This window comes from Catenulispora sp. MAP12-49, assembly GCF_041262705.1.
GTDB lineage: Bacteria > Actinomycetota > Actinomycetes > Streptomycetales > Catenulisporaceae > Catenulispora.
Genome location: NZ_JBGCCP010000001.1, coordinates 1 through 12,978, shown reverse-complemented (window position 1 = coordinate 12,978; position 12,978 = coordinate 1). Strand labels below are relative to the sequence as shown.

5 protein-coding genes and 2 pseudogenes are annotated in these 12,978 nt (G+C 64.2%); 4 read left to right on the top strand and 3 right to left on the bottom strand.

What is annotated here, in order from left to right; translation table 11 throughout:
* Positions 1 to 56: 56 nt before the first annotated feature.
* The gene (locus ABIA35_RS00035) at positions 57 to 2,099 is read right to left on the bottom strand and encodes a PIG-L family deacetylase (RefSeq protein WP_370340156.1); all 2,043 of its coding nucleotides are present in this window, start codon (positions 2,097 to 2,099) and stop codon (positions 57 to 59) included.
* 412 nt (positions 2,100 to 2,511) lie between these two features.
* Between ABIA35_RS00035 and ABIA35_RS00030 the strand changes: the two genes are divergently transcribed.
* The 3 genes from ABIA35_RS00030 to ABIA35_RS00020 all read left to right on the top strand — a co-directional run bounded on the left by ABIA35_RS00030 (position 2,512) and on the right by ABIA35_RS00020 (position 12,076).
* Complete coding sequence (locus tag ABIA35_RS00030) at positions 2,512 to 10,047, top strand: LamG-like jellyroll fold domain-containing protein (RefSeq protein WP_370340157.1); 7,536 nt, start codon at positions 2,512 to 2,514, stop codon at positions 10,045 to 10,047.
* Between the two features lie 24 nt (positions 10,048 to 10,071).
* Positions 10,072 to 10,518, top strand: a complete 447-nt coding sequence (locus tag ABIA35_RS00025; RefSeq protein ID WP_370340158.1) for a hypothetical protein — start codon at positions 10,072 to 10,074, stop codon at positions 10,516 to 10,518.
* 484 nt (positions 10,519 to 11,002) lie between these two features.
* The gene (locus ABIA35_RS00020; RefSeq protein ID WP_370340159.1) at positions 11,003 to 12,076 is read left to right on the top strand and encodes an integrase core domain-containing protein; all 1,074 of its coding nucleotides are present in this window, start codon (positions 11,003 to 11,005) and stop codon (positions 12,074 to 12,076) included.
* A 9-nt stretch (positions 12,077 to 12,085) separates the two neighbouring features.
* Here the strand turns inward: ABIA35_RS00020 and ABIA35_RS00015 are convergent, their stop codons facing one another.
* Together ABIA35_RS00015 and ABIA35_RS00010 are read right to left on the bottom strand one after the other, a co-directional pair.
* Positions 12,086 to 12,325, bottom strand: a complete 240-nt coding sequence (locus ABIA35_RS00015) for a hypothetical protein (RefSeq protein WP_370340160.1) — start codon at positions 12,323 to 12,325, stop codon at positions 12,086 to 12,088.
* 56 nt (positions 12,326 to 12,381) lie between these two features.
* Positions 12,382 to 12,633: pseudogene (locus ABIA35_RS00010) on the bottom strand (IS256 family transposase); the annotation flags it as partial.
* On the opposite strand from ABIA35_RS00010, the pseudogene ABIA35_RS00005 reads away from it, so the two are divergent.
* Positions 12,533 to 12,978 (top strand): annotated as a pseudogene (locus ABIA35_RS00005) (hypothetical protein); the annotation flags it as partial. The pseudogenes ABIA35_RS00010 and ABIA35_RS00005 sit on opposite strands and share 101 nt — an antisense overlap.

Below are 12,978 nucleotides of genomic sequence, written 5' to 3'. Positions count from 1 at the left end.
AGAAGGAGTCGGGGCAGGCCGTGGAGGCTTGCCCGACTCCTACTCCTTGTTGTGGATCAGGATCCGACCGGCTGCCAACCGCTGAAGCTGAGGGCCGAACCAGCCGCCTGCTGGGTTTGGATGTCGAGCCGGCCGTCTGTACCGAGAGCGGTCAGTACGACCTTGCCGTCGGCATCGACGGCCGCAGCCGGCAGGTCCTCAGTGGGGCCGCCGAACGCCGTCCATAGGTTGTTGACCGTGCCGTTTGCGGCGGTCTGTTCCGTGACGCTGACACCGCTGGCGTTGTCGCGCTCGAAGACGAAGATCCGTCCGTCGGTGCCGGTGTTGGCGGCCACGGCGACGCTGCCGGAACCACCGTTGCCGGAGAAGTCGACGGGGGTCATGTTCCAGGTGCCGTCAGCCTGCTGGGCGACGGTCTCGACGTCGCTGCCGCCGGCCTGGCGGAAGAAGACCTGCAGTCGTCCGTCCTGGTTGGTGCCGATGGTCGGCTGGTCGCTGATTTTTCCCTTGTCCCACTCGGTGGTGTCCCAGGCTCCGGTGCCGTTGGCTGTGCTCTGGCTCCAGTGGGCGAGCCAGCACTGGACGGTTTGGTAGCCCCAGTCCTGGGTGACGGGGATGTCGCAGCGCTTGGCGAACAACTGGAGTCGCCCCGCGCTGTCGGATGCCACTGACAGGCCGTCTTGGACGCCGCCACCGCCGCCGAGGTCGGTCCAGGCCCCGAAGGAGCCGCCGGGAGTGGACTGGATGAGCGTGCTGACGCCGCCGTAGTAGTTCTTGGCGAATACCTGGAGGTCGCCGTTGGCGTTGACGCCGACGGCGGGCAGTCCTGTCTGGTCTCCGGTCCCGTTCGGGTTGCCGAGGTTGGTCCAGCCGCCGAATGAGGATCCCGCGGTCGTCTGCGCGGCGGTGACCACGTTGCTGGTGTGCGCGACGGAGTCGTACTGCATGGCGAAGACCTGCAGTCTGCCGTCGCTGTTGCGAGCGATGCTCAGCTGTGGCGCCAGCTCTCCGCTGGGTGCGGCTAGGGCCTCGGGCCCGGTCCAGGACCCGCCGGGCGTGGTCTGGTACCACCGCATGACGGTGCCGTCCTCGACGGCAAAGGCTTCGATGCGGCCGTCGGCGTCGGTGGCGGTCCAGGAGCTGCCGGCCGGCCAGCGCTGGTACTGGCGCTTCGGCCAGGCCGCGTAGTCCGGGTCGGGGCTGTCTGTGTCGTAGTGGTAGGCGTTGGCGTCGTGGGCCTCGTAGGTCTGGAAGATCGTCTCTTTGTCGTTGCGCTGGGTCAGCGACAGGTTGTCCGGCATGTTGTTGTTCGCGTAGTCGCGGAAGTGTTCAAGGATCACGTGCCGGTCGCCGCCGGGTCCGTGGTAGGAGGCCACGGCCTGGTCGGTGAAGCTGCCGGCGGCGATGTGGTCGACGTTGTCGGCGGCGTAGTTGTATATGTCGCTGGGCTGTTGCGTCCGCACCACGGTCGGTTGGAACTGGTTGAGCAGGTCGTCGAGTGTGCTGATCAGGCTCTGCTTTGTGTAGACCTGCGGGGTCGGGGTGACGATCGGGTTGTCGGGGACGAACGTCGAGATCGAAGAAACAGTGCCGCTGTTGAGCTTGGTGAGGTTGTCGGGGTCGTTGGGGTCGCCGCCGTCCTTGATGTTCAGGAAGACCAGCTTGACTTGGGGCGCGCCCACGAGGGTGTCCATCTCGTAGTCGGCGCCGGTCGGTCGGACGACGTCCTGCTGGGTCCAGTTGTCCGCCAGGCCCATCATCTTGGCGTAGGCGGCGCGGGATCCGTCTTCGCGCTGTGCGGCGAAGTCGGCCGCGGAGGTGGGAGGGGTGGTGAATGCGGAGCCGTTGGCTTCACCGGAGGTGAGGATGATCGTCACGTTCGGGTGGCCGGCTCGCAGCGGCGCGGCGAGATCGGGGTTGAGGAACAGCACGTCGTCGTCCTCGTGCGCGACGATGTTGACGTACGAGGTGGAATCGGCGGGGGTGGTGGCGTGAGCCGGCGAGGCTCCGCCCTGCATCGCGGCTCCGCAGCCCAGGACTATGGCTGTCGTGGCGGTCGCCATCGTGCGTTTGCGGACTTGTCGTGTTTTGGCGTGCATGATCGTTCCCCTGCTCCATCACCCGGCACTGAGACGAGACACAAGGGGCTGTCAGTGTGTGGCGAGTCATCGTGGCCTGAGCAGATCCCCCCGCGCGGCGGTCGATCATGCGACCGCGCTGGTCATTGAAACACAGGTTCGGTCTCAAGTGAATACGGGTTCTGAGGTTTACTTCGCCCGGGTGAGCTGCGACTTGATGCCTAGGTAAAGGATTGGCAAAGTCAGCTTTCGAACTCATTGCCGACTGATCCTTGATCGTGTACTTAGAACAGTCGGGGGGTCACGAACCGTGTCGACACACAGGGTTCGCGACCGGCTCGGTGGGGTGGGTAGATCCACAACTCTCGTCTTTACATGGTTCTGGGGTGGGTTCATGGGCCGTCGCCTATGGCTGAGTACGAGCCTTGCGTTCGTGCTGACGACTACGACTGCGATCACGATTCTGTCGCCTGTGGCGTCGCCGCCGGCGGCTGCCGCGGCGACAAGCAGCTCTAAAGCGCTTACGCCGGTGAAGCCGAGCGCGCTGGCCAAGCCCAAGGGACCGGACCACAAGCCGATGGCGGGGACGCCGGTCGCCGCGGCGCCGGTGTGGCCGCAGGCCGCATCGGCGGTGGTGTCCTTGAGCGGCACGCCGGCGAAGGCGGGCTCGTCCGCGGTATCGGTCTCTGATGCGGCGGCGGGCGTGGCGGTCGGCCGGGCCCATGCCGCGGTGGCGGAGCCGATTGACGCGGCCAGCCCTTCGCAGGTGAAGGTGGATGCCCTAGACCAGGCGACAGTCACGAAGATGCACGGAGCCGGCGTCGCGTTCCGCCTGACCCGCTCGGACACTGCAGCGCTCCAGAAGACGAATCAGGAGACAGCGGCCGCCAAGCAGGCACCGGTGTCGGTGAAGATCGACTACTCAGGATTCCGGAACGCCTATGGTGGCGACTTCGCGGGGCGCCTGCAGTTGTTCGCCTACCCCTCTTGCTATGCGACGACCCCGACGGCGGCAGGCTGTGCCATGTCGTCGGCGGTGAAGTCGACGAACGACACAGGCGCGGGCACGCTGACGGCGACGGTGGCCGCGGACGGTGACCCGGTGGCTGTCGCGGCGGCGAAGGCCAGCACGTCTAACGATGCCGTGAAGGCGGATTCTTCGGGCTCGGTGTATGTGCTGATGGCCACGACGGCATCGTCGAACGGCAACTACGCCGCTTCGCCGCTGAACGCGGGCGACCGCTGGCAGACGGACTTGAACTCGGGCGCCTTCACCTACAGCTATCCGATGAAGGCGCCGGCGGTGCCGGGGAACGTGACGCCGACGCTCAGCCTGGATTACAACTCGCAGAGCGTCGACGGCCACACCGCGGCGAACAACCCGCAGGCTTCCGACTCTGGTATCGGCTGGTCGGTGGGCCAGAACTACGTCGAGCGGGACTACGAAACCTGCGCCGTCCAGGGCATCATGGTCACGGACAAAAACGGCAACAGCGGCCCGTCGATGGATGAGTGCTGGGACAACGACAACCTGACGCTGTCGCTGAACGGCACGACCTCCGAGTTAATCCGCGACACCACCACCAGCGGCTGGCGGTTGAAGGACGACAACGGCTGGTCGGTGCAGGACTTGACCGGCGCGGGCAACGGCGACAACGACCCGAACGCGAAGGGTGAGTACATCGTCGTCACCACCGGTGACGGCACGAAGTACTACTTCGGGTACGACGAGTCCTGGAACGGCCGGTCGCCGAACTCGGCATGGCTGGTCCCGGTGTTCAGCTTCGGTGGCACGGCGCCGCCGGCATGCAACGCCGGGGGAACGGGGCCGAACTTCCAGTACTGCATGATGCCGTGGCGCTGGATGCTGGATAAAGTCGTCGACAGCCACGGCACGACGGCGCGGTACTTCTACAACACCGAGTCGAACCTGTACAACATGCGCAACGGGACGGGGACAGGCACCTACACCCGGGGCGGGTACCTGGCCGAGATCGACTACGGGATGGTGGCTGGCTCCGGCGCGTATGGGCAGATGATCCTGTACTACGGCGGTCGCTGCAACAAGGGCGGCGGAAATCCCGTCCTTTACTACCCGGACCCCTGCCCCACATTGTCTTCTGCGACCGCGTCACAATGGCCTGACATCCCATGGGATCTGCAGTGCACCGCGGCGCCGTGTTCGAACGTGGGCCCGTCGTTCTGGTCTCAGTGGGCACTGTCGCATGTCGTGACAAACGTCTACGATCCAGTTGCCAACGGTATGCGGTCAGTGGACGCGTGGGACTTCAGCTACTTCTTCCCGCACACCTCCAACCAAGTCCCACCGGGAACTGACAGCAACGGTACGCCGGCGCTGTGGCTCGGCGAGATCCAGCACCACGGCTGGGACAACGGTGCGGTAGATGAGGCACCGGTCTACACCTACGGCCTCCAGTACAACAACCTGCTGATGACGTCGAACCCGGCGACGTCGACGCCGCTGAACATGTATCGCCTGACGGCGATCAGCAACGAGCTCGGTGCGGAGACCGACGTCCAGTACGGCACGCCGAGTGCGTGTGTCGCGGCGACGCCTCCGGCTCAGGATTCCTCGATTGCTGACTGTTTCGAGGAGCCAGATCCGCCGAGTCCTACCGCTCCGAGCCCTGGCACGTATCACTGGTATGTCAAGTATCAGGTGACTGCGACGAGCACCTTCGATCTGGTCGCCGATTCCAGTACCGGCAACCAGATCGTGGAGAACACGCAGTACCAATATGGTAAAAACACAGCACACTTCGTCACGGGTGAGGGACTGGGCGCGGCATGGCATATGGCGCACCCGTTGGTGTCCACATCTCCGGACTATGACGACTACCGCGGGTATCAAGTTGTTGAGGTCATCAAAGGCGAGCCGACCAGTAACAGCGCCCTCTTCTCCATCGGCACGATGGAGTCTGTCGATGACTATATGTTCTATCGAGGGCAATACGACGACTACAAAACCTCGGACAAGACATACCGGGCTGAGATGCTCTACCCGAGGCCGGACCTGAACGGGAAGGCGCAGGCGTCCCTTCCCGACTATGACGCGCTGGCTGGGAAGATGCTGCAGCACATCCAGTATTATCCAAATGGCGGGACGGCCGTTGCCTGGGACCAACACCAGTATCTGGTCAGGACTACTGCGACTGGCTACCCGCTGCCGAATGATCGCACCCACAATGCGTATCAGGTCACGAATGACAACGACTTCTCGCAGGGGTTGAAGGCCGCCGGCGGCGGGCGCGAGGTTCAGACGGCCTCCGCGATCGACGCGTTCGGCAACGTCACGCAGCTGGAGCACTACGGCGAGACCGGCGTCAACACCAACGAGTACTGCACCGCCACCACGTTCTCGCAGTCCGCGGACCACACGTGGGAGGTGCCGTACGACGTCAAGACGCTGGCCGGCACGTGTAGCGGCCAGTTGTCCGCCGAGACGTTCCTGTACTATGACAACCAGGCGACGTGGGGTTCCTCGCCGATCCAGGGCGATGTCACCAAGACGGTGAAAGCCCCCGGTATGAACCAGACGGTCACGACCACCGCGAGCTATGACAGTTATGGCCGTGTGATCACCAGCACTGATGCTGACGGCAACCAGTCCACCACGGCATACAGCCCGTCCTTCGGAAACGTCAGTGTCGTCACGACCACCGATGCCGAGGGCCATGCCACCTCGACGAACTACGACGTGGCGCGCCAGTTGCCGGTGGAGGTGACCGACTCCAATGGCAACTCCACGTTCGAGACCTATGACGCCCTCGGTCGGCTCACCTCGGTGAAGCTGCCGACTGATCCGTCGGGCTCGCCGTCTTACAAGTTCACCTACAACATCGCGTACACCAAGCCGACCGGCGGCGACACCACCGGCGGCAGGAGCGGTGGCGCGAACACGAATGTGCCGGCGAACACGGAGACTCAGAAGCTTCAGGCTGACGGGTCTTATTCCGCCTCGTACACCTTTGTCGACGGCCTGGGCCGCACCATCGAGACCCAGACGCCGACAGCTGGGGGTTTTTCGGTCTCGACTGCGGGCTATGACAGTTTGGGTCGCAAGACCCTCACCGAAGGCCCGAACTTCCTGACCAGCGGACTGGGGACCTACCAGCTGTGGGGACCGGGCAACAACAACGACGGCGTCTCCACCCAGACCTGGTACGACGAGCTGAGTCGGCCGGTGAAGTCCACCAACTTCTACAACCGACAGCCGGTGACACGTAACGGCCTGGCGGAGACCACGACCACCACCTACTTCGCCGACCAGACGACGGTGAACCCGCCGGCGCCCAACGGGGCGTACACGACGACCAAGGTCGACGGGTTCGGCGACCAGTCGGAGGTCGACCAGCCGGGTCCGGCGGGTTCGACCGTCACGACCAAGTACGGCTACGACGTCCTGGGTGATCTGACCGGCATCACCGACAATGCGGGGCACCAGACCACCTACGGCTACGACTGGATGGGGCGCCGTCTCACCACCAGCGACCCGGACGCCGGACCGTCGGCGACGCATTACGACGGCGCCGGCAACGTCATCCAGACGCAGGATGCCAACGGCGCGCTGCTGAGCACCGCTTATGACTCGGCGAACCGCAAGACCGCCACCGAGATCAACGACGGCGCGGTCGGGGTGTGGTACCTGAATGAGTCCGCGCCGAACCGCAATACGCCGAACATGGCCGCCGACGCCTCAGGCAACCAGCACAACGCGACACAGGTGATCGGTTCGAACCCGCTGCCATCCACCAGCCAGACGCTCGGCAACCCCGGGCCCAAGCCGGGACTGTTCGCCACCGGATTCGACGGCACCACCGCGTATGACGCCACCGCGGGGTCGATCCTCGACACCACGAAGTCCTTCTCGGTGTCGGCTTGGGTGAAGCCGTCCGCGGGCGACACCGGGACTGAGACGATCCTGACGCAGGACGCGAACAAGACCGGCGGCTTCGACCTCAACTGGACTCCCAGCGGCTGGAGCTTCGGCCGGCACGAGACCGACGATCCGACGTCGTGGTACGACGGCGCCGCCTCGACCTCCTCGACGACAGGGGCGTGGACTCACCTGGTCGCGACGTATGACGTGACCAGCGGAAACATGGTGCTATACGTCAACGGGCAGCAGGCCGGCACGGCGAACGACACTTATCCGATCGCCTCCAACGGACCGCTGACGATCGGCGCCGGATTCGCAAACGGCGCAGCGACCCAGTTCTTCGGCGGCTCCATCTCCGACGTCCGCGTCTACAGCACAGCCCTGACCGCAGCCCAGGCGACCACGCTCTACAACCGAGGAGCCATCGACGGCTCCGTCGACCCAGCTGAGGCATACACGTACGACAACCAGGCGGGCGGATTCGGCAAGCCCTCCACCGCGACCTCCTACAGCAGCGCCGGCGCATACACCGTCGCAGGCAACGGCTACGACGCCCAGGGACGCTCGCTGGGTACGAGCTGGAACATCCCGGCGTCCGAGGGCGCGTTGGCCGGCACGTACACGATCCCGATCACCTACGACATCGGCGGCAACCAGAACACCATCAAGTACCCAGCCGCCGGCGGCCTGGCGGCAGAGACCGTCACCACCAACTTCAACAACCTCAGCCAGCCGACGACCGTCAACGGCGACCTCGGAACCTACGTCACCAACACCACGTTCGACGGCCTGGGCCGCATCAGTGGGCGGACGCTCGGCAACAGCGGCCTGGGACAGACGGTGCGCAGCTACAGCTACGAGCCGGACACTGAGGCACTGTCCGGGATCGGGGCTACCGCGACGAACAGCGCCGGCACCGTCCAGATCCAGGCCGACACCTACAACCGCGATGCTGCGGGCAACGTCACGTCGATCGACAGCCCGGTGCAGAACCAGTGCTTCACGTACGACGGCATGTCGGAGATGACGCAGGCGTTCACATCAGACAGCGCGACGTGCGCTTCGGCGAATCACACGTACGGGCCATCGCCTTACGACGTCACCTACGGCATCGACGGCCTGGGCGACATCCTGCAGACGACTGACAACATCACCGGCAACGTCCACATCGAGCAGTACAACGACCCCAAGCACGAGCATGCGCTGACGAACGACGGCGGCGACATCTACGGGTACGACGCCAATGGCAACATGACGTCGCGCACCGTCAGCGGCACCGCCTCCACTTTGGACTGGAACGAGCAGCAACAGCTCGACAGCGTGACCCAGGGCGCGAACACCACGACGTTCGTATACGCGGCCGACGGGACCCGCCTGATACGCCACGACCCTGGGACCAACCAGGCGACACTGTTCCTAGACGGTGAGGAACTTGTCCTAAACGGAAGCGCCGTTACCGCAGACCGGACCTATGTCGCAGGCGGGACCACCGTTGCTGAGCGCACGCCGACAGCCCTGACCTGGCTGCTCAATGACGCCCAGGGCAGCGCGCAGATCACCGTCAACGCCGCCACGGGCGCTGTCAACCGGCAGTACTACACCCCGTACGGGGCACAGCGTAACGGCAATGTCCTGCAGCCCAGCACCGACAAGGGCTTCCTCGGCCAGGTCGACGACTACGGCACCGGACTTATCGACGATGGGGCACGCTACTACGACCCCGCCGTCGGACACTTCATTAGTCCCGACCCCGTAAACAACGCAAGCCCAAGCCAACTTAATGCGTATGACTACGCCGGAGACAATCCGGAAACGGCAACCGACCCCAGCGGTCTGATGGCCATCATGGGCGGAAACGGAAACGGAGACGGAACCGACGGTTGCTCGAACCCCAACACTGTTGCCTGCGAGGGTGTGCTCGACCAAGCGCACGCAGACCTGGACAGCGCCATCCTTCGCGCCGAGTCAAACGCGGACGCCGGGGACGGCCATGCATTGGGCCAAGTGGCGAAGTTCCTCTACCACGGTTCCGGAGCATCCGGCGTCGTTGGCTGCGCCGCCCACCCATCCGTGAGCGGATGCGCACAAGCCGCCGCCACCGTTGCCATTGCGGTTGCCACTGATGGCGCATCAGCGGTCGGCGAAACCGTGGCAGAGACCGCCGGCAAAGACCTCCTCGAAACCGGAGCCAAAGACGCCGCGGAAGCGGGGGCCGACGACGCCGCAGCAGATGGTGCGGACGCCGCAGGCAACTGCACCGATATCGAGCCCCACTCGTTCACTGCGCCCACCCCGGTCCTGATGGGAGACGGTAGCTCCAAACCCATCGGCCAGGTCAAGGTCGGCGACATCGTCTCCAACGCCGACCCAGCAAGCCACACCGAGCAGAAGCATCGCGTCGACGCAGTAATCGTCACTCACACCGACCACGACTTCGCAGACGTCACCGTCGCTACCGCAAACGGCGATCAGACGATCCACACTACCTACCATCACCCTTTCTACGTGGTGGGCAAGTCCTCGTTCGTCGAAGCCGCAGACCTCAAGGCTGGTGACACGCTCAAGACTCCGGACGGCAGGACTGTCGCGGTCACAGCGGTACGGCTGTTTCACGCAAGTCAGACGACGTATGACCTCACGATCGATGGCCTGCACACGTACTATGTGGAGGCGGGTGATACGCCAGTACTGGTGCATAACTGTGGCAACCTTGACAAAGACTACGATGTAGCTGGCGGGCATGCAAAAGATCATGTTGGTTTGTCCGATGAGGATTTGAAAGAGCGGGCGAAGAAGATCGATGGTCCTGCGTCAAGCCTGGATCCTGCTACCGCACAGGCGAATATAGATGCGATACTTGACGGAGTGGATTTGAATAAGTGGGCGGCTCAAAACGCCACTGGTTCACAAAGGTATCTCAGAGGTAGTTTCAAGGATGTGGTGGGACGAGTTTCAGACGCGGAGGGGAACGTGTCAGACGCCCACAACATACTGCTTACGATCAGGCGCGTCGATAAGGGTGGCGGCCATAAGGGTGCGTGGATCGTCTATACGATTTCCGCGTCGTAGTGGCTTTAGTTAAGGAGCGATGCTGTGGAGGCGCATGGCGATATCTCGGGGTTCCTCAGGGCGCTGGGTGAATTTCATCGGCTACTGACTCGGACGTGCCATGAGATCCTCATTGGTCATGACGTTGGCGACGATGTCGCACTCACGCATAGCATCTTTCTCAAACATTGCGATGGATCGGTGGCGGTTTCAAGCGAGCATCGGTTCTCGATCTCCTTAGGTTTGGATTTCAGAGAATCAAACGAGGTCGTGGTCCAGGGTGCGGTCTGCATCTTCGATGAGGTGAGTATTGGAAGTATTTCGCTATCCGTGAACCTGGATCGGGCCGTTGACAATCTGAAGGATGGTTCGAGTATCGTGAGTGAACGCCATTTCGAGACTTCGGATCCGATTCGTGCAGTCCTCTGGCTTCAAGATGCGGCAGCGGGCTTGCCCCTTGCGGAGACGCTGTCGAGAGTTGGAACGCGCTGAAGAGGTACTGAGCCTCGATCCACCGATGAGATTTGTCGCGTGGCAGAGTGTGGTCGGGTAGCCCGGGGGTGAGATCCCCCCCGGGCTACCCGACCACAGGTGTTCTACGGGCGATGGCGGAATGGACGGCTTGGCTGATCGCAGCCTGTGTGGCGATTGGATTAGGGGCCGGTATGGCCAAGGTGAGTAACTCCCGCAGTGAGGCCAGAGCCTTTTCTGCATCGGCGTGAGTGGCGTATCCGCCGCGTCGGAAGTGCCGGCCTGGTGTGGCGGGGTCCTCGATCTGGAAGAACCAGCTGCCGTGTATCGGGCTCCACGATCCGTTCGCATCGGTCAGTTGTGGGCAGGGGCGGCCCAGCTCATGCCGACGGATCCGCCCGCTCGGAGCGCGTAATGCGATGCCGTTGTAGTCGGTGACCTGTCCTGGTCAGAAACTCGGCCAACCGGCCTGACCTGGGGTGATCCCGTGGCATGATCGGGGTCTGTGGCCGTCGGTCTGCTCTACCGGATCTTGGTGAACCTGCTCTCCTGGCTGGCGTTGCTGGCCCGTTCGCAGGCGTCGAAGAATGCCGAGATACTGGTGTTGCGGCAGGAGGTAGCGGTGCTGCGCCGCACGAATCCGAAGCCGAGGATCTCCTGGACCGACCGGGCCGTGCTTGCTGCGCTGTCCAAGCTTCTGCCCAAGACACTGCGCGGCCACCGGATCGTCACCCCGGGCACGCTGTTGCGCTGGCACCGCCGCCTGGTCGCGAAGAAGTGGCGCCAGCCGAGGTCGCCGGGCCGGCCGCCGATCAGCGATGAACTCGTCCAGTTGATCGTCACCATGGCACGGGAGAACCGAACCTGGGGTGTGGTGCGGATCCAAGGCGAGCTGCGCCGCCTCGGACACCGCGTGGCCGCGGCCACGATCCGCAAGATCCTACGCGCCCACCGGATCCCGCCGCCGAAACACCGCGACGACTCCTGGCGCATATTCCTGCGAGCCCAGGCCGATACCTTGTTGGCCACCGACTTCTTCCACATCGACTGCGCGGTCACCCTTACCAGGGTCTACGTCGCGTTCGTCATCGAGCACTCCACCCGCAGGATTCACCTGCTCGGCATCACCCGGTACCCGACCGCCGCCTGGGCCAGCCAGTTGGCCAGGGACTTCACCGCAGACCTTGAGACCACAGGACGCCGCTTTACCCATCTCGTCCGGGACCGTGACGCCAAGTTCACCGCCGCGTTCGACGCGGTGTTCAGCGCGACCGGCATCACCGCGGTCACGACCGCGCCGCAAGCACCGAAGATGAACGCCATCGCCGAACGGTTCGTGGGCACCGTGCGCCGTGAATGCACCGACCGCATCCTCATCGCCGGCGAACGCCATCTGCGTGTCGTCTTGGACCAGTACATCGCGCACTACAACGCCGGCCGCAGCCACCAAGGCGACGGAATGGGCCTGCGCGCCCCGGACGACGATCCGAACGTGATCCCGTTCCCGGCCCAGGCCGACCGGATCCGCAGAAAACGCGTCCTCGGCGGACTGATCAACGAGTACGAGCCTGCCGCATAACAGCCCTGGTCAACCCCGGTGGCCGAGTTTCTGACCACTACAGGCGATGGTCAGCAAGACGCTGCGGTGCGTGGTGTCGACAAGGTCGGCGTAGACGACGAGGCAACCGTCGTGCTCGTTAGCCCGCCGCAGGCCGGCTCGAGCGTCATACGGCCACGTTTGTGTCCTTGTACGCCACGCCGCCAAGAACGCCAGTTGGTGCGGGCTGAGGCCGGCTTCGACGTATGCGACCCACTCGTCGTCATCCACAGGGCTCACCTTAAGCAGGCAGGGCTGTCAGGGGCGCATCGATTTCCCGCTACCGCTCAGGCAGCGGTGTGCCCTTCGCGTTCGACGAGGACGCCGCGCTCGAAGCGGGCTCCGGCACGCACCAGGGCAACGAGGTGGGGTGCGTTGACGGCGCGCCAGCGCGCCTGGGCGGACTCGATGAGTTTGAACGTCATCGCCAAGGCGGCGGTGCGGGATCCGGCACCGCGGGTGACCTTCGTGCGCAGCCGGACGGTGGCGAACGTGGACTCGATCGGGTTCGTCGTCCGCAGGTGGATCCAGTGTTCAGCCTGCGTGGTTCAAAAACCCTGCTATAAGGTTTCACCTGCGCGAATGCTGCCCGGGAGTGGCGCCGCGTACGGGACGATGATGCTCGTGTCTGTGCGTCTGCTCTACCTTCTGTTTTGCCGGATAGCCTCCTGGCTGGTGTTGTTAGGCCGCAGCGGCGCCGCCAAGGACCTCGAGTTGCTCATACTGCGCCATGAAGTGGCGGTGCTGCGGCGAGCCAATCCGAAGCCGCGGCTGGACTGGGCCGACCGTGCGCTGTTCGCGGCGCTGATCCGGCTGCTGCCCAGACACCTTCGCGCTCATCGGCTGGTCACCCCCAGCACCGTGCTGCGCTGGCACCGCCGGCT

Excerpts from the sequence above, each read along its gene's own strand:
- ABIA35_RS00035 (WP_370340156.1), bottom strand. The coding sequence starts at position 2,099 with ATGCACGCCAAAACACGACAAGTCCGCAAACGCACGATGGCGACCGCC.